Annotated in this window: 23 protein-coding genes and 3 pseudogenes; 21 read left to right on the top strand and 5 right to left on the bottom strand. The window is 57.4% G+C overall.

Features of this window, described 5'->3' with window-relative positions; all coding sequences use genetic code 11:
* Positions 1 to 56 precede the first annotated feature (56 nt).
* From F8N80_RS14085 to F8N80_RS14075, 3 genes and pseudogenes are all read left to right on the top strand, one after another.
* Positions 57 to 278: pseudogene (locus tag F8N80_RS14085) on the top strand (AraC family transcriptional regulator); the annotation flags it as partial.
* A 93-nt stretch (positions 279 to 371) separates the two neighbouring features.
* Positions 372 to 689 carry a helix-turn-helix domain-containing protein gene (locus tag F8N80_RS14080; protein ID WP_150784050.1) on the top strand — a complete coding sequence of 106 codons (318 nt, stop codon included), beginning with the start codon at positions 372 to 374 and terminating at the stop codon, positions 687 to 689.
* Positions 690 to 895: 206 nt separating this feature from the next.
* Positions 896 to 1,216 (top strand): helix-turn-helix domain-containing protein, encoded by a 321-nt coding sequence (locus F8N80_RS14075; protein WP_150746169.1) that lies wholly within the window; start codon positions 896 to 898, stop codon positions 1,214 to 1,216.
* 82 nt (positions 1,217 to 1,298) lie between these two features.
* On the opposite strand, the gene F8N80_RS14070 is transcribed toward F8N80_RS14075, so the two are convergent.
* Both F8N80_RS14070 and F8N80_RS14065 read right to left on the bottom strand, forming a co-directional pair.
* On the bottom strand, positions 1,299 to 2,819 hold the full coding sequence (locus F8N80_RS14070) for an amidase family protein (protein WP_150784049.1): 1,521 nt from the start codon (positions 2,817 to 2,819) through the stop codon (positions 1,299 to 1,301).
* 136 nt (positions 2,820 to 2,955) lie between these two features.
* Positions 2,956 to 4,008, bottom strand: coding sequence for an MBL fold metallo-hydrolase (locus F8N80_RS14065; RefSeq protein WP_150746155.1), 1,053 nt, complete (start codon positions 4,006 to 4,008; stop codon positions 2,956 to 2,958).
* A 212-nt stretch (positions 4,009 to 4,220) separates the two neighbouring features.
* Here F8N80_RS14065 and F8N80_RS14060 point away from each other — a divergent pair, with 212 nt between their 5' ends.
* Together F8N80_RS14060 and F8N80_RS14055 are read left to right on the top strand one after the other, a co-directional pair.
* Entirely contained in the window at positions 4,221 to 4,829 is a 609-nt protein-coding gene (locus F8N80_RS14060) for a TetR/AcrR family transcriptional regulator (RefSeq protein ID WP_150746154.1), read from the top strand.
* 65 nt (positions 4,830 to 4,894) lie between these two features.
* Positions 4,895 to 5,425 carry a DUF1003 domain-containing protein gene (locus F8N80_RS14055; RefSeq protein WP_150746153.1) on the top strand — a complete coding sequence of 177 codons (531 nt, stop codon included), beginning with the start codon at positions 4,895 to 4,897 and terminating at the stop codon, positions 5,423 to 5,425.
* 6 nt (positions 5,426 to 5,431) lie between these two features.
* On the opposite strand, the pseudogene F8N80_RS14050 reads toward F8N80_RS14055, so the two are convergent.
* Positions 5,432 to 5,855 (bottom strand): annotated as a pseudogene (locus F8N80_RS14050) (LysR substrate-binding domain-containing protein); the annotation flags it as partial.
* Between F8N80_RS14050 and F8N80_RS31180 the strand changes: the two are divergent.
* On the top strand, positions 5,816 to 6,085 hold the full coding sequence (locus F8N80_RS31180) for a hypothetical protein (RefSeq protein WP_150746152.1): 270 nt from the start codon (positions 5,816 to 5,818) through the stop codon (positions 6,083 to 6,085). The pseudogene F8N80_RS14050 and the gene F8N80_RS31180 sit on opposite strands and share 40 nt — an antisense overlap.
* Positions 6,086 to 6,299: 214 nt before the next feature.
* Here the strand turns inward: F8N80_RS31180 and F8N80_RS14045 are convergent, their stop codons facing one another.
* Positions 6,300 to 6,773, bottom strand: a complete 474-nt coding sequence (locus tag F8N80_RS14045; RefSeq protein ID WP_224790678.1) for an Lrp/AsnC family transcriptional regulator — start codon at positions 6,771 to 6,773, stop codon at positions 6,300 to 6,302.
* Positions 6,774 to 7,039: 266 nt separating this feature from the next.
* Here F8N80_RS14045 and F8N80_RS14040 point away from each other — a divergent pair, with 266 nt between their 5' ends.
* The 11 genes and pseudogenes from F8N80_RS14040 to F8N80_RS31560 form a co-directional block, all read left to right on the top strand.
* Positions 7,040 to 8,002, top strand: a complete 963-nt coding sequence (locus F8N80_RS14040) for a pyruvate carboxyltransferase (RefSeq protein ID WP_150746151.1) — start codon at positions 7,040 to 7,042, stop codon at positions 8,000 to 8,002.
* A gap of 65 nt (positions 8,003 to 8,067) precedes the next feature.
* Complete coding sequence (locus F8N80_RS14035) at positions 8,068 to 8,817, top strand: TenA family transcriptional regulator (protein WP_150784048.1); 750 nt, start codon at positions 8,068 to 8,070, stop codon at positions 8,815 to 8,817.
* A gap of 31 nt (positions 8,818 to 8,848) precedes the next feature.
* On the top strand, positions 8,849 to 9,763 hold the full coding sequence (locus tag F8N80_RS14030; RefSeq protein ID WP_150784047.1) for an aminotransferase class IV: 915 nt from the start codon (positions 8,849 to 8,851) through the stop codon (positions 9,761 to 9,763).
* Between the two features lie 124 nt (positions 9,764 to 9,887).
* Positions 9,888 to 11,105, top strand: a complete 1,218-nt coding sequence (locus tag F8N80_RS14025) for a glutathionylspermidine synthase family protein (protein ID WP_191632922.1) — start codon at positions 9,888 to 9,890, stop codon at positions 11,103 to 11,105.
* 14 nt (positions 11,106 to 11,119) lie between these two features.
* Positions 11,120 to 12,409 (top strand): MFS transporter, encoded by a 1,290-nt coding sequence (locus tag F8N80_RS14020; RefSeq protein ID WP_191632921.1) that lies wholly within the window; start codon positions 11,120 to 11,122, stop codon positions 12,407 to 12,409.
* 28 nt (positions 12,410 to 12,437) lie between these two features.
* Entirely contained in the window at positions 12,438 to 13,157 is a 720-nt protein-coding gene (locus tag F8N80_RS14015; RefSeq protein ID WP_150746146.1) for a PIG-L deacetylase family protein, read from the top strand.
* Positions 13,154 to 13,399, top strand: a complete 246-nt coding sequence (locus tag F8N80_RS14010; protein ID WP_150784044.1) for a hypothetical protein — start codon at positions 13,154 to 13,156, stop codon at positions 13,397 to 13,399. The genes F8N80_RS14015 and F8N80_RS14010 overlap by 4 nt, the downstream gene beginning before the upstream one ends.
* On the top strand, positions 13,392 to 14,333 hold the full coding sequence (locus tag F8N80_RS14005; RefSeq protein WP_150784043.1) for an ATP-grasp domain-containing protein: 942 nt from the start codon (positions 13,392 to 13,394) through the stop codon (positions 14,331 to 14,333). The genes F8N80_RS14010 and F8N80_RS14005 overlap by 8 nt, the downstream gene beginning before the upstream one ends.
* 55 nt (positions 14,334 to 14,388) lie before the next feature.
* A complete protein-coding gene (locus F8N80_RS14000) occupies positions 14,389 to 15,411 on the top strand; it encodes a C45 family autoproteolytic acyltransferase/hydolase (protein WP_150746143.1) in 1,023 nt (340 codons plus the stop codon).
* A 32-nt stretch (positions 15,412 to 15,443) separates the two neighbouring features.
* Positions 15,444 to 15,785, top strand: coding sequence for a (2Fe-2S) ferredoxin domain-containing protein (locus F8N80_RS13995; protein ID WP_150746142.1), 342 nt, complete (start codon positions 15,444 to 15,446; stop codon positions 15,783 to 15,785).
* Between the two features lie 44 nt (positions 15,786 to 15,829).
* Positions 15,830 to 15,943, top strand: a pseudogene (locus F8N80_RS31560) (antibiotic biosynthesis monooxygenase); the annotation flags it as partial.
* Positions 15,944 to 16,087: 144 nt separating this feature from the next.
* On the opposite strand, the gene F8N80_RS13985 reads toward F8N80_RS31560, so the two are convergent.
* On the bottom strand, positions 16,088 to 16,414 hold the full coding sequence (locus F8N80_RS13985) for a DUF2025 family protein (protein WP_150746141.1): 327 nt from the start codon (positions 16,412 to 16,414) through the stop codon (positions 16,088 to 16,090).
* Positions 16,415 to 16,648: 234 nt separating this feature from the next.
* Here F8N80_RS13985 and F8N80_RS13980 point away from each other — a divergent pair, with 234 nt between their 5' ends.
* The 4 genes from F8N80_RS13980 (at position 16,649) to F8N80_RS13965 (ending at position 20,663) form a co-directional block, all read left to right on the top strand.
* Positions 16,649 to 17,776 (top strand): glycerophosphodiester phosphodiesterase, encoded by a 1,128-nt coding sequence (locus F8N80_RS13980; protein WP_150784042.1) that lies wholly within the window; start codon positions 16,649 to 16,651, stop codon positions 17,774 to 17,776.
* A 128-nt stretch (positions 17,777 to 17,904) separates the two neighbouring features.
* The gene (locus F8N80_RS13975; RefSeq protein ID WP_150784041.1) at positions 17,905 to 18,210 is read left to right on the top strand and encodes a PepSY domain-containing protein; all 306 of its coding nucleotides are present in this window, start codon (positions 17,905 to 17,907) and stop codon (positions 18,208 to 18,210) included.
* Positions 18,211 to 18,368: 158 nt separating this feature from the next.
* Positions 18,369 to 19,547: a GAF domain-containing sensor histidine kinase gene (locus F8N80_RS13970; protein WP_150746138.1), complete on the top strand. Its 1,179-nt coding sequence runs from the start codon at positions 18,369 to 18,371 to the stop codon at positions 19,545 to 19,547.
* Positions 19,548 to 19,640: 93 nt separating this feature from the next.
* Positions 19,641 to 20,663: a transporter gene (locus tag F8N80_RS13965; RefSeq protein ID WP_150784040.1), complete on the top strand. Its 1,023-nt coding sequence runs from the start codon at positions 19,641 to 19,643 to the stop codon at positions 20,661 to 20,663.
* Positions 20,664 to 20,742 lie beyond the last annotated feature (79 nt).

Raw genomic sequence — 20,742 nt, 5'->3', positions numbered from 1 at the left:
GAAAGAGCGCCGGGCAGATTGGATGCGGCGCAGGTTGAACGAGGACGGATTATGGCGAGGTTGCACGGGGGAATCACCTGCCCTTGCACATTCCGCTGCCTGTCGATGCGCGGCTGCTCGCGTTGTGCCAGGGCTTTGTGCAGCGGCCCGACGCTCATCAGGCACCGCGACAATGGGCCGATCAGTTGCAGATCAGCCTGCACACGGCGGCGTTTTCGACGATGTTTCGCCGGGTGCTGGGAGCGCCACCGTCGGGCTGGCTGGTGGGGGTGAAATAGGATGCATCAAAAAATGAGTTTGATCCGGGGGCAAAACAACTGTACAAAAACACAGTATATTTTGAACCGACACTCTCGAGCCCGGAGAACACCATGGCCTCTCATGCGATGAAAATCACCCTGGAACGTATCGCCCTTTTCCAATTCACGCCCACACACTGCGCCCAGGCCCGGGCGATGCTGGGGTGGAGTGTGGAAGAGTTGTCTGAGGAGGCTGGTGTTTCAGTTGACGCCATTCGACGTTTCGAAGCCGGGCGTGATGTGCTGGATGTGACCCGGCTGGCGTTGGCTTATCGGTTGGAAACTGAGGGGTTGGTGTTCTTCCCGGGGTTTGCGCCGGGGAGAGGGATGAATGTGAGAGGATCGACGCCGAATCCGGTGGGGCGGGCGGATTATGCGATGGTTGAGTGAGAAATCATGGATTGATGATTATCCCCATTTAGGTATATTTCGCATCGATATAGGGAGGCATTCTGTAGAGGCCAGGTGGGTGTACTGTTTTCCTTGGGAGCCACAGTGCGGCGATCCGACTTGCAGATGAAGGCGATCTCAAGGACGCCTTCGCCGGCAAGCCTGGCTCCTACAAGGACCGCAGGATCATGCAAAAGGATCAGAAAATGATTGAAATCGAAGAAAGCAGCGGGAACGTCTATGCCGACCTCGGGATACCCGACGCTAATGAAATGCGCGTCAAATCCCAACTGGCCACAAAAATTGGCGAGATCATCAAGGCTCGCCATTTGACCCAGGTTCAAGCATCGGAAATCCTGGGCCTGTCACAGCCCAAGCTTTCCGAGATGTTGCGCGGGAAGTTTCGCGGCATCAGCGAAGCCAAGATGATGGAATGCCTTTCGCTGCTCGGGCGTGACGTGCAAATCGTCGTCAAATCGGCCCCCCGATCTAGAAAAGAGGGGCGAATCGAGGTGGTTTTTACCTGAATCGTCTAGGCCGACGCTATGTCCTCCGTGTCGGAGCCTGCCCACGCTCTTTTTCCAACGCCTAACCTGCACCCGCCAGTGCCTACGGATTAAACGCCGGTGCCCGCCACGCACGAGACACTTGTTCATAACCGTAAGCCAGCGCCAGAAGCCTGGCCTCGCTCCAGCGTGTGCCGAAGAAGAACACCGAGGTAGGCACCCCGGCGTCGTCTATTCCGGAAGGCACCATGATGCCGGGATATCCCGCCAGCGGGGCGACGTTCAAGCCGGGTGAGCCGACGTCCAGCATCAAGGCGTCCAGTTGATGGGCAACCAGCAGGGTGTCGATGGCAGCTGCATTTTCACTTTGAATTTTTTGCCATAACTGGTTGTACCTGCGCTCATCAAAATCAACAGTGCTGGCCGCGTTCAATGTGGCTTGTCCATAACCTTCAGCGCCGGGAGCGTCCTCGTTGAATTGCACCAGTTCTTCCAGGTTTTGGATGGCAAGACCGGTTCTCGTCGCAAGATAGTCGGGAAGGTTGCGTTTGATACCCATCGAGAACGCCTCTTCCACCCGCTCCGATTCAGGATCCTTGAACGTCACCGGGATCAAGGTGGCGCCTGCGGCCTGCATGATTTCCAGCGCCAGGGAAAACTGAGGGTCGCTTTGTTTCGCCTCGACGCTGGTGTCGAACTTGACTGGATAACCGATGCGCCGCCCTGCCAGGGCGTTCGGTTGCAGCCATTGTGTGTAGTCCACGCCCCGCACGGAGTGTGGTTTTTTGATTGGTTCGGCACTGTCACTGCCGGTCATGGCATTCAACAGCAGGGCAGCCTCGCGGACGGTGCGCGTCATCGGCCCGGGGGTGTCGGTTTTGTACGTCACGGGAATGATGCCGCTGCGACTGAGCAGGCCCACGGTAGGCTTGAGGCCCACCACGCCGTTGAGGGCGGCCGGGCAGATGATCGAGCCGGAGGTTTCCGTGCCGACGGCCAAGGGGGCAAAGCCAGCGGCAACAGCGGCACCGGAGCCGGAACTGGAGCCGCAGGGCGTCTCGCTCAACACGTGTGGGTTTTTGGTTTGTCCGCCGCGGCTGCTCCAACCCGGGGGAATGGCAGGGTCACGAAAGTTGGCCCATTCACTGAGGTTGGTTTTGCCCAGGATGACCGCCCCGGCTGCTCTGAGCCGTTGCACGATGAAGGCATCCTGCGCGGCAGGTTGCCCGACCATGGCCAACGACCCTGCAGTGGTCTGCATCGGGTCGGAGGTATCGATGTTGTCTTTGAGCAATACCGGAATGCCGTGCAGCGGGCCTCGAACGTGCCCTCCTCGTCGTTCCTGATCCAGTGACTCGGCAATGGCCAATGCCTCCGGATTGAGCTCAATGATCGCGTTAATCGCCGGCCCCTGTTTATCCAGCGCCTCGATCCGCTGTTGCAGGTGCTGCACCAGTGCTACCGCGCTCAGCTGATTGCGCTCCATTCTTTTGCCGAGTTCATCGACGCTTAAATATTCCAGCCCCGGTTTGGCTGGCGGCGTTTGCGCAAAGGTTGCGCTCGCGATCGACAGCAGGACAAGCGGGGCCAGTCGCGTCATGCAGTTTTTTAATGTCACATCCATGTGAAAAAGATCCTTGTGATGACTGATAGCGAGTGAATGAGCTCACCCGTTTTCCAGCCTACAGATGCCGCTGGAAATGTCCGTCATCACTTATCGCTGGATCCTGTACGAATACGCGCACCTACATGTAGCCGCTTTAGCCGACACTCTGCTGGTACACCTGCTGCTCGACCTCATACCACCAGGCACTGCCTCGCTGCGGATGCATCACATTAAAGGCTTCGCCCATCTGCGGCGTGGTGATCGCAACATTGCGCTCCCAGGCCAACGCCAGGATCCGGTCAAACGGTTCGTACCAGGCATGCATCGATAAATCGAACGTACCGTTGTGTATGGGCAGCAACCACCGCCCTTTCAGATCGATATGCGCTTGCAAGGTCTGCTCCGGCTGCATGTGCACATGGGGCCACTCGACGTTGTAGGCGCCGGTTTCCATCAGCGTCAGGTCGAACGGCCCGTACTGTTCGCCTATGCGTTTGAAGCCGTCGGAATAGCCGCTGTCGCCGCTGAAGAAGATCCGTGTGTCGCCGTCGATCATCACCCATGAAGCCCACAGCGTGCTGTTGCCATCGAACAGGCCGCGCCCGGAAAAATGCTGCGAAGGGGTGGCGATGAACTGCAGGCCATCGACTTCGGTGCCCTGCCACCAATCCAGTTGACGCACTTTGCCGGGGTCGATGCCCCACTTGATCAGGGTGTCGCCTACGCCCAGGGGCGTCAGGAAGTAGTTGGCCTTGTCCGCCAGTTTGAGTACCGCCTGATAATCGAGGTGGTCGTAGTGATCGTGGGACAGGATCACCGCTTCAATCGGCGGCAATTCTTCCAGGCTGATCGGCGGCTGATGGAAACGCTTGGGGCCGGCCCATTGCACCGGTGAGGCGCGTTCGGCGAAGACCGGGTCGGTGATCCAGAATTTGTCGCGCAGCTTCAGCAGTACCGTGGAATGACCGAGGCGGTAGACGCTGTGATTGGGCGCGGCAATCAATGCGGCTTGCGTGAGGTTTTGTACCGGAACAGGTGCCGTCGGGCGGGTGTTGCTTGGTTTATGGAAGATTACGTTCCACAGGATGCGCAGGGTTTTACGAAAACCTTCGCGCTGCACCGGGGCATGGTTTCGGTACTGCCCTTGAGTCTGTCGAGACGCTTCAGGTGTGGAGGCGTTGTCCGCCGGGGGAATTGAAGTGGCCATGGCTGAGGACTCCAGGAAAACCGCCTGCTTCGCGGCTCTCTGCTTTGAAACGATAAATGGCCAAGCACGCACGCATTAGCCGAACAGTCTATTTTTACTGCACAGGATTAACAGAACATTACACTGCACAGTGTAGTTTCTAGGTTGCATCAATGCCGATCATAAGTAAACTGCTCAGTGTAATCTTTACTTCTACCTGACGAAGCGTTGCCATGACCGCCCCAGAGCGCCTTACCGATCGAAAACGTGCAGCCATCATTCAGGCGGCGATTGCCGAATTCCGTGCCAACGGCTTCGACATCACCAGCATGGACAAGATCGCCGCCACCGCCGGGGTGTCGAAGCGCACGGTGTACAACCACTTCCCCAGCAAGGAAGAGTTGTTCGCCGAAATCCTCAATCAGTTGTGGGCGCGGCTGACCGCAGAACCGGAAACGTCCTACCGCCCTGACCTGCCCCTACGCGACCAGATGCGCCGGATGCTGATGGCAAAATTGCAGATGATGAGCGATGACAATTTTCTTGACCTGGCCCGGGTCGCCATCGCCGCCACCATCCACTCTCCGGAGCGTGCGCAGAACATGGTCGCGCGAATGGGTGAACGCGAAGAAAGCCTGACCCTGTGGATCCGTGCCGCCCAGGCCGATGGCCGGTTAAAACCGGTCGAGCCGGAATTTGCCGCGCAGCAGATTCAGGGGATGCTCAAATCCTTTGCCTTCTGGCCGCAGATTTCCATGGGATTGCCAAGCTTGTCAGCCGAGCGGCAGAGCACGGTCGTGGAGTCGGCGCTGGATATGTTTCTGGCCTGCCATCAGGTCTAGATCAAGCTGTGGTTGCGCCCCGGCGCTATAGTGAGCCTCAGTCCCAGCGCCAGGCAGAGAGCCCCATGACCACCGAAACCAAAACCACCACTGCCGTCGATCACCTGCGTTTCCACCGGGCTCACGCTCACCTGGCGCCAACCTTCGGCACCGACAAGTTTGCCTTGCGCGCCGAGGCCTTTGCGCGATTCTTCGGCACGCCGACCTTTCTCGGTGCACAAACGCTGATCGTGGTGGTGTGGGTGTGCCTCAATCTGTTTGGCGTGGCCCACTTTGACCTGTACCCGTTCATCCTGCTCAATCTGGCGTTCAGCCTGCAATCGGCTTACGCCGCACCGCTGATTCTGCTGGCCCAGACCCGCCAGGCCGCCCGCGACAAAGCCCAGTCCGACGCCGATGCGCAACACCGCGAAGCCCTGGCCGTGGCCAACGCCGAACGTCAGGCACAGGCAGCGCAGAACACCGCGCAACTGTTGGAACTGCTGGAGCAGAATACTCGGCTGACCGAAATGACCAAGGCCCTGACCGAACGAATCGAAAGCCTGACCTCGGAAATGCATCAGCACTTTGTGTGCAAGGATCAGCCGAAGGGCTGACCTGGTTCACGGTAGTTTCAGTACACGTCCCAACTCATCGAACAACGTGACCACCGAGCGCAAGGTGCGACAGTCGGGGCGAGTCAGCAACCAGAGCGCCATGTCGTAACCGTGCAACGGCTCGCTCAACGATTGCAGCCCATCACCGATCAGGAGATCCGGCAATGCCGCGACACCAGCCCAGCCCGCACCAACTCGGTCACTGACAACATGCTGTTGCAGCGATAACTCGGAGTCACGCTAGGCAACTGTTGTCGGCGCCACGCAACGGTGGGATGATCGGGGAGGAAGTCGTCCGGGGCGATCCAGGTTAGCGAGGCCAGCTAGGCTAGGTCTTGGGTACCGGCCGATTTCAGATACGCCGCGCGGCACACACTTGATACGAGACTTGTGCCAGACGCCGTCCAACCAAATGTTCGGGTGGAGTGCGGTACTCAACTCGAGGGATCGCGCCAGCGCGGCGCGCCGCTTCAGGGCCTGTTCGGCTCGCTCCGCCTGCTCATTATTATCGGGCTGGTAACCAAGAACGCCATTCTGATCAGGGAGCTTGCCACATCGCTGCAAGCCGAGAGTGAAAGCTTGGTTCGGGCTGCCAAGTTCTTTCGCCCAATTGTCATAGCCTCGTTGGTGTTTATTATTGGGGCGAAGCCGTATGCATGACGCATGACGCATGACGCCATTCTCCTTGACGCACCTCCTTAACGATAGAAAGTCGCTGAAGAAATGGTTGAGCCTCGTGGTATACATCAGAACAGTCGGACGTCCCCTTAAACGAGTGTGTTATAGCACAGCTGTATATATTACTAAGTGGGTGGTTCCTAAAACGCTTCAAGCCCTTGACTGACCTGCCCCGCTCGAGAAATCGAGCGCCCAATCATATATTTAAATGATTATTTTGAGTTATTTCACGCAATGAAATGAATGTTTTTATTTTTCGAATGCTCGGTATGTCGCGCAATGTTTTGTCGATAAAAAAACTATAGTCATCAATGTTTTTGCAGATCAACTGAATGATAAAATCGCAATCCCCCGTCACATTGTGAAATGAAAAAACCCCAGAGTGCGACTTGATTTTTTCTTCGAGTTCGCGAGTGGCCTCCACTGTATGAGCGTCCACGGATAACTGCACGAAGGCCTTGATACCATATCCCAGCGCTTCCTTATTAAGAACCGCTTCGTATCGAGAGATGAAACCATTTTCTTCGAGTCGTTTCAGCCTTCTCCAACAAGGCGTCTCACTCATAGAGAGCAACCTAGCCAAGTCTGAGGTAGTGGTTTTTGCATCCGCCTGCATGGCTTTTAGTATGGCTATATCGACAGCATCGAGCATGTCGGAAGATTTTTTCAACTTCTACGCTTCCACAAGAAAATTCTTTCGAAAACCTATCAACGAAGCCCGCAGAAAGCAATAATTATTTTCACCTACTCATCTATAATTGATGGCGTCGCAGAAGAATGTTTCAAGTCAAGACAGATAGCTTGGAAAGCGACTGTGATTGGCGAGCCGAAATCTCCCTGGGACTAACCAGTTGATGTCGCAGATGTGAAATACACCCCCTGATCAGCACGGCAGTTTTTCTAACTAATAGGGATGCTATTTTGACAACGCACTCAATGCTTAAAGTCACCGACTGCACTTTACGCGACGGTGGCTACGTTAATAATCATGACTTCAGTAAGTCCCAGGTTACACATACGGTCTCCCGCCTGTTGGCTGCAGGGGTTGATCTTGTGGAACTCGGTTATTTTCGGCGCGATACTCAAGCCCTCGGGTTAACGGCCTATTGCCCACCTTCATTGCTTGAGTCGCTGCCTCGGACGGGAGCCAGTCGGTTGGCGCTGATGCTGCGGCCCGACCATGTACAACCTGGTCATCTGGCGGCGTTGCGAGGGTATGGCATCAGTCATGTGAGAATTCCTGCACGTCAGGATAACCTTACCGCCAGTATCGCCTTGGCTCGTGCGGCCCGCGAGGAAGGCTATGTGGTCTGCCTGAACATCATCCGCGCTAGTGAACTGTCGGCTGACCAGCTCACTGATATCGTGCGCCAGGTCAGTCTCCTGATACCGGATGTGCTCTATTTCGCCGACTCCAACGGTTCGATGTTTCCAGCTCAGGTCGAAGCCCTTATTCGCTTCGTCAACTGTCGCTGCGACTTCCCCCTGGGCTTTCATGCCCACGACAATCTGAATCTGGCCGTTGCGAATTCGATCGCGGCCATCTCCGGTGGAGCCTGTTGGATCGATTCGACATTGGGCGGGTTGGGCAAGGGAGGAGGTAACGCCGCCACGGAAGTCATGTTGACGCTTGTTGCACGTCTAACCGGGCGAAAAGTCAGTCTTGCATCATTGCTCGACATTATCGCGCAGCACCCTGGCGGGTTGTTTCCTCCTCGCATGAGAGATCGGCTCCAAAGCATAATTTATGGTTTGCAGGACTTTAATATTGACGCGATATCCACTCTCAAGGGAAATGCCCCGGCGTGCCATGAAGACATTGATGAATGGGTAAAAATGATTGCAGCTTATCCCAGCCGTCAGTTGGCTACGATGTTCTCCTCCACACCGTTCAAATAAACGCCGAGACAGATTCGGCATTGTAAAAACCTAGCATAAACTAATTGAATGAAAGGTAGTAAAAGATGAGCTTTATTGCAGAGCTGCACGCTATGATCGGTGCTCGCAAGAAAATGACCAGCCCACTTTATCAGGTGATACTGGCCGGTGATGCTTCTCAGCATCTGTTACGCAACTTTGTTATTCATCGTTACCCCATCAAAAACTTCTGGACTCGTAATATTATGGGGATTGCTTCCCGGGTAGAGGACTATGAGCTGCGCGCCTCCCTAGTGGAAAATATCTATGAGGAAGAAACTGGCGGCTTAACAAACTCACAGCGCCACCTAAACTCTTTTGCGGCGTTTGGCAAGTCGGTAGGCGTGCGGCCGCAAGAGTTTACCGACGCGCCGTTGTTGCCCGAGACCCGACAAGTCATTGAGCATAATGTTTCTGTATGTAATGGTAGCGAGCACTTCACCTACGGCGTCGCTTCGGTGCTGTTGTTAATGGAAGGGCAGCCACCGATTCTTTCAAGCCGCAAAGAGAGCATGCTCTCAGTGATGCAGGAGAAGTATAAGCTCCCGGAATACGGGTATGAGTACTTTGTTCATCATGCCAGTGCCCTGGCTGGTGATGAACATGTCAGTGAATTGGAAGATGAACACGCCAAAGTCGCCGAGGAACTGTTGGTTCGCTATTGCAATACCCACGAAATGCAAGAGCGTGCCAAGTTTTTTCTGACCCGTGCCATTGAGCATCGCCATGCACATTTCGATGCGATCTACCGAAACTTCTATAACCCCGAAGACAAGCCTTTTCGTTTCTGCCAATAAAGCGGTCCCAGGATAAGGAAGTTACCCCACTATGAGTCAGGTTCCCGTAACACCGACAGTCTTTCACTTGGGCGAGTATGTCCGCGCCGATCAAGCCATGGTCAATGTCAGCGCCTTGGCGATGCGGTATGGCTTGTCCGTGTTTGAAGGCGTGCGTGGCTACAAGCAGCAGGATGGACGTGTCCTGCCCTTCATGCTGGACGCACACTTGCTGCGCCTGCAGAGATCGCTGAAGTTGATGTGTTTGCCCGATCCCGGGGTGAGCCAGATCCCGGACATCATTCAGCAGTTGTTGGTGCGCAATGCCCTGACCGAAGACGTTTACGTGCGGCCCAGTGTCCACGCTGTCAATGCCGGTGACCTGCACGTCGTGCCGGTATGCGGCATGACCGTGAATATCGGGGCCATGGGGCGCAAAAAGTGGTTCAACAGCGCAAAGGGTATGCGTGCGACCGTGTCGTCCATTCGCAAGTTATCCCACGACGCGTTCCCCTCAAGCGCCAAATGTGTCGCGGCATACGCCAATACGTTTATCGCCAGCACGCTGGCCAAGGCCTCGGGTTTTGACGTGCCGCTGCTATTGAATCAGTCGGGTTACCTGACGGAAGCGCCGACGGCGGCGCTGTTTGTAGTCAAGGGCGGTCGCCTGTACACGCCCCTTCAGTCCGATGGGGTATTGCCCAGTGTCACGGCCCATGTCATCGCCCAACTGGCCAAGGGCTTGGGGCTCGATGTGCAGCAACGTCACCTGCGAGCCGAAGACCTAGTCAATGCGAGCGAAGCGTTCTTGTGTGGTACGGGCCTTGAGATCGCGGCCATAGAGTCACTTGAGCAACACCGTATTGGCGATTTTGCCCACCGACCGGTGACGGCGCAGTTGTCCGAGGCCTATTACACATTGGTGCGCGGCGAAACCACCTACCAAGGGGCTCCTTATGATATTTGACTTGCCACTCTATTATTCCCAACTGGGCGAAGAGCTCGACTGGCAGCAGCAAGACAAGTGTGCCCAGGCTGCACAGATGGAGGCACGGTCGCCGGTGTTTCGCAATATCGACTATCCCTTGGCATTGACGCCACTGGTGGTAAAACGCGAATGGGATCAGCAGCATCAAAAAAACGTCATGAAGTACCTTCAGGTGCTGGAGAAGACCATTGGCTTGTGTGTGCAACATCCGGCAATGTCTGCATATCTCGAGCATTCAGAGATGGACCGGGCGTTTATCCGCACGCCCTTGAAGCAGGAGCGCTACATCACAATCTGTCGGTTCGACGGCTATGTCGATCGGTGCAGCGGCGCGTTGAAACTGCTGGAGCACAACACCGACTCACCCGCTGGAATCCTCTTTACGCCTCGCTTGAATGCCCTGGTACGCAGTGCATGGAAAGCCTTGGGCAGCGGTGCGCTGGAGGAAAGAATCGCGTCCCGACAATTTGATCAGCCCAGCCAGACCCAGGCGTTGTTCGCGTCATTTGCCTCACGCGGTGCCGAGGCCGAAATGGTTATCTTGCAAGAGCAGGACAAGTCCAATGTCGAAAGCCGTGAAATGGCTCTGGCCTTCAGCGAAGCCGGCTTGCCTACCCGGGTCTTCGACCCTCGGCAGATCGACTTTGATGGGACCCACGTCAGAGCGGCGGGGAGGCGAATCGACGTGATATGGAACAAGATCAACACGGTCTATTGGCAAAATTACCTCAAGCACTTTCCCGAGCAGGCGCAAAAGTGGCAGCAGATTTTTGCCCAGGCCGATGTCTGTCACCTTAATCATTTCGGTGCTCGCCTGGTCACGGAGAACAAGCGCTGTTTGTCATTGCTTCAGGAGCGTCAGTTTGCCCACCTGTTCAGTGACGAGGAACACCAGCTCATTCGCCAGATGCTGCCTTGGGCGAGCAAGTTCGAGCCCGGTAAGACCGTGCAGTGGCAAGGGCGCGACCTGGATATCGGCACTTTGGCGCTTGAACAGCGGCACAATTTTGTCATCAAGGAGCCTTATGACGTCCGTGGCGAGGGCGTCACCGTAGGCCTCGATTGCACGGCTACGCAGTGGGCGCAAAAGGTCGAGGGAGCCCTGGGCAAGGGGTTCATTCTTCAAGAGTACATTGCTCCGCTGCAATTACCGGTGTTCAACGATCAGCACTGGAGTCTCGTGCGCCAATGTAACTTGAGCCTGGATACGTTTGTCTTCGACGGCCAAGTAGTGGGCTACGGCGCCAAGGCCAGCACCAAGCACCGCGTAAACCTGTTCAAAGGCGGACAAAAAATCTCGGTGTTGACGTCAGCCCTATGAACCAAGGGAAAGCGATGACCAGTCCGCTGGGTAAAAGCGTCAAGATCAGGTTGTTCCTGCATTTTGTAGAGAAGTTCATCGAGGGAGCCGTCGCGCCGTTTTTTATCATCTACCTGTCCCAGCGCCTGGGTGAGTTCACGGTGGGGGCGGCGCTGGTCGGCGTGATGGTGCTGGCCGGTGCAGCCAGCTTGGTGGGAGCCCACTTTGCCGACGTTCGCGGGCGTCGGAGGGTGTTATTGCCCATGGAACTGATAAAGGCCGGCGCCTTGCTCATGCTGGTCGGGCTATTGCTGCTGGATCGCGGACAGACTCCGGTGCTGGGTTACGCACTGCTGTTCCTGTACGCATGGGTGCTGGTATGCAACGGTATCAGCGTGCCAGTCAGCGAGGCCCTGGTGCTCGATGCGGTACCCCCGGGGGATTTACGCCGGGTGTATGCCTACCTCTACTGGATTACCAATATGGCGCGTGGCGTAGGCACGGTGGCCGGGGTGTTGCTGTACGAGCTCGACTTTGCCGCTGTCGTAGCAATGACCGCGTTGCTCGCGACCGCCGGCGCCTGGGTCGTCGCCTTTCACCTGGAAGAGACCGCACGGCTGGACACCCGACGCCCCGTTCGTTTTGTCGAAATGCTCAGTGAATATCGGGCGGTCCTGCAAGACCGGCTGATGCTGACCTACGTCATTGCCACGACCCTGAACTTCGGCATCGCGGTGCAGTTGGCCTACTACGTGGCAGTCCGCTTGAGTCGTGAGTTCGGTACGCAAACGCTGTGGAGCCTGGATGATTGGCAGCCCGTGATCACCGGCGTGGTGATGTTCGGCATCCTGCGGTTGGAAACCAACGTCATTGCCGTGTGCCTTACCCATCTGGCACAGAAGCTGACCAAGGACATTCCACCATTGCTGCTCTATGTGATCGGTCCCGTCATCGCCACGGCAGGGTTTGTGGTGCTCATGGTCAGCAACGATGCCTGGACATTGATCGCCGCCATGGCGCTCTACACCCTGGGCGAACTCCTTTATGCGCCGGCCAAGATGGCCTTGATTGCTCGTATTGCTCCGCCGCAGGCCCGCAGCCGTTATGCCGCTGTGCGCGCCTTCGATTTTCGCCTGGCACTGATTCTCGGTGCCGCCAGCGTAGCCCTCGCCCCCTTTGTTCCTTCCTGGGTGATGGCAGTGCTAGTGGCGGCCATGGGTCTGGGCGTCATCGTGCTGCTGATCACGGTCGAGCGCAGGCTGCGTGTACGAGAAAGCCGGATGTCGCGGGAGGTTTTTACCGCGACGGCACTAAAACCCCAGTAACCGAAATTATCGTGAGCAGGTGAGAGTGATGAATGTAGAAAACAAAAACCTCCTGGTGGTCGTGGCTCATCCCGGGGATTTCGTCTGGCGCTCGGCCGGGGCAATCGCCGCGCACTTGGCCGCAGGGTGGAATGTCGAGGTCGTGTGTTGTTCGCTCGGTTCCAAAGGTGAAGCCGGTGCGTTGTGGAAACAGCCCGGTGCCACGCTCGAGAGCGTGGCCGCCATCCGCTTGGAGGAAGCTCACCGCGCCGCCGATGTCCTTGGCGTGCAACTGCACATGCTCGGCCTGGCCGATTACCCGCTGGTCCTCGAGACAAAGGACACCCTGGCCCTGGCACAACGGATGCGCAGCTTTCGCCCAGCTATCGTATTGACCCATCCACCGGTCGACCCGGGCAATGCCGATCACGTCAACGTCAGCGCCTGCGTCATGCAGGCTCGGGTCCTGGCGACGGCGCCCGGTTACGGCGCTGACACCATCACCCCACCCAACGTCTACTATTTCGAGCCTCATCAACCGGAACAGAGCGACTTCAAGGCGGACCTGTTTCTCGATATCACCCCTGTGTGGTCGATTAAACGACGTACATTTGAAGCCATTGCCTCGCAAAAAGGGGTCTGGGATTACTACGAGCGTGTTGCCTTGCAGCGCGGCGCCCAGGCGGGCCGGCGATCGACGCGGCCGATTCAGTACGCGGAAGCCTATTCGCGGGCGTTCCCCAGCGTAACAGAACTGTTTAGCGAATGATCATGTACTGCATTCTAGCCCATGAGTCCGTCCAGGCTTTCGTCAATACCCGCCAAGTCGGCAACCGCTCCCATGTGGTGGCCGTTGGAGAGGAGGATCCCGGCCAGATGCGCCTTTACTGCGTAAAATCTCCGGCCCTGTTTACCGCCGGCCAGGAAATCAACTTCTGTGAGCACGGCACCCTGGCCGCTCTTGACTGGATGACCCTAGCAATGATTAAAAGGACCTCAATCGATGAATAATCCCGTGTTGATCCTTTGCCGTGAGTGGACGCGCGATGTGCGTTGCCTGCATGAAGATCTCCTGCGCCGTGAGCTAGAGGTTCTGGTGTTACGCCCCGCTCAGATACAAGTGAAGGCCGAAGGCCAGGAACTGCAGCTTTGGTACGAGGGCGCACCGCTCAAGCCCGCGCTAGTGGTGGGCTGGACGTCGGGGATGGAGGGCCACTACGGCAATTTTCTGCTCAAAATGTTCAAGCAACTAGGGTACACCGTGATAAACGATGGGCCGACCCTGGAAGCGATGCAATCAAAGGCCATGAACTCGGCCTTGCTGGTCAGGCACAACTTACCCCATGTCCCGGCGCTTATTTGTGGGCGCGATACCCCGGTGCGCTGCATTGTCGAAGCGCTGGGCTTGCCCCTGGTGTTCAAGCCCGATAACGGCTCTAAAGGTGAAGGGGTGCGACCGCTCTATAGCGAAGCCGAGGTGCTTGAAGTGTTGGCCAGTGCAACTGACTCACAGGCTCCCTTGTATTTTCAGCAGTTTGTCGACAAGCCCGGACGGGATATCCGAGTGCAGTGTGCGGACTTCAAACCGGTCTTTGGCTTCTACCGGTATGCCCAGCCGGGTGCATTCCTGAGCAATATCGCAGTGGGCGCCAAGATCGTCATGTCCGAGCCGTTGCCTGATGAGGCCTATCAACTGGCCGAACGCGCTGCCCGCGCCTTCAATGCCGCAATGGCGGGCGTCGATCTGATTGAAACCGCCGAGGGACTGAAGATTCTGGAAGTGAACTCCGTCCCCGGTTTCCAGACCGTTGCCCCCAAGGCTGGGGAGTTCTCCGCGCTGCTGATGCCGCTGTGTGACAAGGCAACGGTGGTTTTTGGCGACATGATCGAGTTGCGCCTCAATACCGCTGTCATATCGGCGGGTATGACGGCCCTGCCGGCCTGATATCCCGTGTCGACCACCCCTCGGTTGCAATGCCTCGTGCAAAAGGTGACGAGCAATGGCTGTCTATGAAATCTGCGAAACCGACCCCGGACGGCGTGGCGAAGCGTATGGCTTCGCTGCCCGGGACCTAATCCGACTCTTCCTCGATGATGGCTTGGCGCAGGTCAACCGCCTCAGGCGCGTACCGTTGGCGCAGGAAGAGGTAATGGGCATCAGTCGCCAGTTTCTGGCGGTGCTTCACGACCATCTGCCCGGCCTCGGCCAAGAGGTGCTGGGGCTGGCCAGAGGCGCTGATATCACCCCAGAGCAAGCCATGCTGCTGCAAATCCGCCGAGAGCTGACAGGCTGGGGCGAAGACTGCACCACTTTGGCGTTCATTGATCCAGAAGAGGGGGGCACGATCGCGCAGACGATCGATTTGTCCGGTGATCTGCGCGACTACCTCTGCGCCCTGCGTTATCGAGGGGCAACTGAGCACGCAGGGGACATCTTGATGTGGGCCTATACCGGTTTACTGGGGTATGCAGGCATCAACAGTCACGGTTTGGCGGTGGGTATCAATATGGTGATCGGTGGAGTATGGCGAGTGGGCGTACCGCCTTACCTGTTAGTGCGCCAACTGCTGGGCAAAACCTCGATTGAGGCTTGTCTTGAAGAAATAGTACGGATACCCCGTGCCTCCTCGCGCAGCTTGACGTTGGCGCAGGGGGGGCGCTTGCTTATCGTGGAGATGACGGTACTCGGGCATCGGGTGCTCGAAGGCTCGGTGCTGACCCACTGCAACCACTTCCTCCACCCGGACTTTACCGGCGAGGAGCAGGTGTCGTCGCAGTCCACCACCTATCTGCGGACTCAGGTGCTCGACAGCGCCTTGTCCCACGATCCGCGATTGGACATCGCTCGGGCCAGGATTTTATTAGCCGACCACACCAATAGCCCGGCTTCCATCTGCGCTCACGGGCGCGAATTCAAACAGGGGAAAACCGTCTCGGCACTCGTCATGAGCCCCGCCAAAGGTGACCTGCAGATCTGTTTCGGCAAGCCATGCTCAGCACCGTTCGAGCGTTTCTCCTTGTAAGCCCAGAGCTTTTATTTCAGCAGGACTGATCAATGACTGATAAAAATAAGACGCAAGAAACACCCTCGCGCTACCAGCGGCATATATTTTTCTGCGTGAACCAGCGTGACAACAACCGCGATTGCTGTGCGCAACGCCAGGGTAAAAGCGGCTATGAGCAGTGCAAGTCGCTCGTCGCCAGTTATGGGCTGAACGGTCAGGGAAAGGTGCGGGTCAACCAGGCCGGTTGCCTGAACCGTTGTGCAGAAGGGCCTGTGGTGGTGATTTATCCCGAAGGCATCTGGTATCGCTACGTCGAGCCCGGGGATATTGAGGAAATCGTTGATTCACATCTGAAAAACGGCGACATCGTCGAGCGCCTACGGCTGCTTTAAGCCATGGTTGTTCGTTTTGCCGCCCAGGGTAGTGGTCGTCTCCGTGGAAGCTTCATCCCGAGCACAGTGCAATTCATGAGCGTGGGCGCTCGATTTGGTATTCGGCGTGTCATATGCGAGTGTGCAGGGTTGAGCGGGGGTATGCGTTCAAACAGTAGATGATGTGCTGCTCTTCGGGCCGCATTCGCGAGCTGGCTCGCACACATCTATGGATTCCGATCGGTCTTGGATTTTGCGTACCCAGAAAATCCCCTGTGGGAGCGAGCCTGCTCGCGAATAGGCCATCACCATCACCGCAAAATTCAGCCATGCACAAGACTGCGCACCGCCGAAATCTCCGGCACTTCCCGCCGATTCATATACACCCGCAACGGCTCGGTTATGTTGATCTGGTCATTGATGTTCTGATCCAGCAACAACTGAATCAACTCGCGTTTAAGCGTCATGGCCTGCTCCGGACCGGGTGCCCAGACGAACTCGCTCACCGGAATAATGCCGTCATCCGCCACGTCCATGCCGAACGCGTCTTCACTGAAGCGAACGATGTACTGGCCGGTCTTGCGATTGAGGCCGACGAAGCCTTTGAGTTGGTCGGCAGCCTGGCAGATGAACTGGGAAGTGATGCGCATGATAAACCTCACAAAGGGTCGCGAAGGACCGGTGATCGATGGTTTACACGCAGGGCAAGTGAACGGTTTTCCCTCTGCCGGGGAATCTGTCGGGGTCAAGCGTACTGCAAGGAACCGCACAAAAGCGCGGAAAAATTGGACTTTACACAGGTTTATGTCGGTCTCGCGATAGCGCGGCCAGCCCTCAGTTGTTAAAAGGGAGTTCTTTGAAAAACTGCGAAAGGACCTCGACCCATGCCTGTCACCTTCACCCAAAGCGCCCTGCTGCTCAGTGTGCTGCTCGGCCTCGGCCCGGCGCAGGCCGCCAGCGAACCAAGCCCCACCGCACTGGCGACCCGCCTGGGCATCCCGCATCCGGCGGTGATCGCGCACCGCGGCGCGTCCTTCGATGCACCGGAATCCACTGCCCCGGCCTACAAACTGGCTCGCGATCTGGGCGCCGACTACCTGGAGCTGGACTTGCAGCGCAGCAAGGACGGCGTGCTGTTCGCCTTGCACGACGACAACCTGCAACGCACCACCGACGTCGCCATCAAGTTTCCGGAGCGCAAGGACAGCCCGGCCAACGCGTTCACCCTTGCGGAGCTGAAAACCCTCGATGCCGGCAGCTGGTTCAACAGCGCTTACCCGGATCGCGCCCGTCCTGCCTATGCGGGGCTGAAAATCCTGACCCTGGACGAGATCATCGACATCGCCCAGAGCAATCCGCTGCACAAGCCGGGCCTGTACATCGAAACCAAAGAACCGAAGCAGTTTCCCGGGCTCGAACGCGACCTCAAGGAGAAACTCCAGGATCGCGGCTGGTTGAGTCCGACAGGGTCGAAACTGGCGAAAAGCGAACTGGCGGTCGGCCAGGGTAAAGGCAAGGTGGTGTTGCAAACGTTTGAAAAGGGCAGCCTCGAATTGCTGGAAAAGGAAATGCCGCAAGTGCCGAAGATCCTGCTGTTGTGGGTCGGCGAAGGCAGTATCGAGCCAAAGTCCAAGGTGACCTTTGCCGAGTCCGGCGACAAGGACAAAGCGACGTTCTATGCCAAACAGCAACCGAAGGACAAGGCCGAATACCAGCGCTGGGTCGAATACGCCAAAGCCCAGGGCGCGATCGGCACCGGCCCTTCTGCCAGGCTGACCCAGGGGGGTGATCAGAGCTATTCGGACCTGGTGCAGCCGTGGATGAACCAGTTCACCCATGATCAGGGGTTGCTGGTGCATGTCTACACTGTCGACGATGCAGTGGATTATCAGAAAGTCATGGACGCCGGGGTTGATGGCATCTTCACTAATCGCGCCAGTGAACTGCTTAAGTTCTATAAGCGGCCGGCGGCGGCTAGTGTTGCGCAGTTGTTGCAGAACAATGGGTATTGATTTGGGACCGAGGTGTCTGCTTCGCGGGCAAGCCTCGCTCCTACGGGCGGTTTTAGGAATTAAGGGTGAATTAAGTTGCCACAGTTAATCTGATCCCACTTAAACAGATCATCCAAGGAAAGAATCCCATGAACACCCTGACTGCCTTGTTCACCGCTGCTGCCCTGACCCTCACCGCGGGCCTGGCCCAGGCCGATGTTCGCGTCGACCAAATCCCTGAGCTGGTCAAGAGCGGCAAGATCAAGCCATTGGAAGAACTGAACCAGGCCGCCCTGAAATTGCACCCGGGTGCGACCATCACTGACACTGACCTGGACAACCACTTCAACGGCTACGAGTACGAAGTCGAACTGCGCACAGTTGAAGGCGTTGAATGGGACGTGGATTTCGATGCCGCCACTGGCAAAGTACTGAGCAACAAACAAGACACCTGATGCACAGATCAAAAAGCCGCACGCCTTTCGGGTCGTGCGGCTTTTTTGCATCCTGCATCAGCTGATCCCGAACGCCATGAATCAAGTGACGCCAACCTCGCGCCAGCCCGCTAGAATTCCTCGACCCCCCTCGGCATCTTGCAGCGAGAACAACGTACATGGGTCAGACAGCGGCAGCAGACATTGCCACCATCGGCCGGATCAGCGCAGTGCCCGCCATGCTTCAGGTGATCCGCGAAATGACCGGCCTGCGCTTTGCCGCAGTGGCCCGGGTCACCGAAGATTCCTGGACCGCCTGTGCGGTGCTCGATCAACTGGGTTTCGGCCTGCAGGTCGGTGGCGAGCTGGAGGTGACGACTACCCTGTGCCACGAAATTCGTCAGGCCCACCACGCCGTGGTGATCGATAAGGCCAGTGACGACCCGCTGTACCGCGACCACCATACGCCGCGCCTGTATCAATTCGAAAGCTACATTGCCGTGCCGATTTTTCGCACCGACGGGCGTTTCTTCGGCACCATCTGCGCCCTCGATCCCAACCCGGCACCGCTCACCTCCAGCACGATCCAGAGCACCATGGAATCGTTTGCGCGGATGCTGGCGCTGCAGATCGAATCCGAAGAAAACCAGCAACAGACCGAAGCGGCCCTGATGCAGGAGCAGGAAACCGGCGAACTGCGCGAGCAGTTCATCGCCGTGCTCGGGCATGACTTGCGCAACCCCTTGTTTGCCATCAGCGTCGGCGCGGAAATGCTCCTGCGTAAATGTCCCGACCCGGCCAGCGACAAGCTGGTGCGCCACATCCTCACCAGCGCCCGTCGCGCGACCAAACTGGTCAATGACGTGCTGGACTTCACTCGAGGCTCCACGGGCAAGGGCATCCCGGTGAACATCGAGCCGTGCCCGGATCTGGAAGAGGCATTACGGCATGTGATTGCTGAAATCCAGAGCGTGTACCCCGATCGCAGTATTGTGTCGTCCATCGGCGACTTGCGCGGTGTGCATTGCGATCGCGAGCGTGTCACGCAATTGGCCTCCAACCTGGTGGCCAACGCTGTCAACCATGGCGATCCCGCAAGTTCGGTAGAGGTCAGCGCGCGGATCGCTCAAGGAACCTTTGTGCTAAGCGTAAAAAATCAGGGACAGATTGCCGAGCAGGTGTTGCCGCACCTGTTCAAACCCTATTCGCGACCAACCCGCGATACACCGCAGGCCGGCCTCGGGTTGGGCTTGTACATCGCCAGCGAGATCGCAAAGTCCCATGGGGGGAAACTGGACGTGGCCTCCAACGCTGAACAGGGCACGATCTTTACCTTCAGCCTGCCCACTCGCCGTTAAGAACCGTCACAAAACCGTCAAACAGCCTTGCGATGATGCGGCTCAAGTGAACCTGTGAAACCCGCGACAGGCGCCTCCGCACAGCGAGCCTCCATGAACCACAGCATCGACCAAAGTCATCGCGACCCGGACCTGTTCGGTCTGCTGTACGGTTTCAGTTTTCGCCCCGGCGAACGGGGTCGGGAAATCGATTCGGCCAGGGCTTTGCAGTGCCTGCAACAACCGGACGACAGCGATGAATTTCTCTGGCTGCACCTCAACCTCGCCCATGCCGCGTGCGAGCGCTGGATGAAAAATCATCTGGAATTGCCCGAAGAGTTTTTTGAAGCACTGCATGAAGGTTCGCGTTCGACCCGTATCGAGCACGTCGATTCGGCGTTGCTGGCGGTGGTCAACGATGTGGTATTCAACCTCAGCAGCATGGCTTCGTCCGATGTGTCGACGCTGTGGGTCTGCGCCCGCAGCCGGCTGCTCATCAGCGCGCGCCTGCAACCGCTGCACTTGGTGGATAAATTGCGCTCGTCGGTGAAGGCCGGCGAGTGCTTTCGCTCGCCGCTGGAATTGCTGGTGCATTTACTGCGCGATCAGGGCGAAGTACTGACGCAGATCGTGCGCAGGACCAGCCTCAGTGTCGACCAGATCGAGGATGAGTTGCTGTCGTCCCGGCTGTCGACCAACCGGGCTGAGCTGGGCGCCAATCGCCGGGTGCTGGTGCGCCTGCAACGTCTGCTGGCGCTGGAACCGGGCTCGTTGCTGCGGTTGCTGAATCGGCCGCCGCAGTGGTTGCAGAAAGAGGACGTGAAGGAGTTGCGCAAGTCCACCGAGGAGTTTGCGCTGATCATCAACGACCTCACGGCACTGGGGGAGCGGATCAAGCTGTTGCAGGAAGAAATCGCCGCCAACCTCAATGAACAGAGCAACTGCACCTTGTTCACCCTGACCGTGGTCACGGTGCTGGCGCTGCCGATCAACATCATTGCCGGGTTCTTTGGCATGAACGTCGGTGGAGTACCGCTGTCCGGTGACCCTGAGGGGTTCTGGATCCTGGTGGCATTGGTCGCGACCTTTACCGTGATCGCCGGGCGTTGGGCATTTCGCAAGCGGCAGGATTATTAAGATCAAAAGATCGCCGCCTCGTTTCACTCGACAGCTCCTACAAGGAATCGGGTATATCCGCCATTGTGGTTGTTCCCGG

Origin of the sequence: Pseudomonas fluorescens (genome assembly GCF_902497995.1) — a bacterium.
GTDB lineage: Bacteria > Pseudomonadota > Gammaproteobacteria > Pseudomonadales > Pseudomonadaceae > Aquipseudomonas > Aquipseudomonas fluorescens_BK.
The sequence above is the reverse complement of the archived record's forward strand: the minus strand, read 5'-3'. Positions and strand labels throughout refer to the sequence as shown.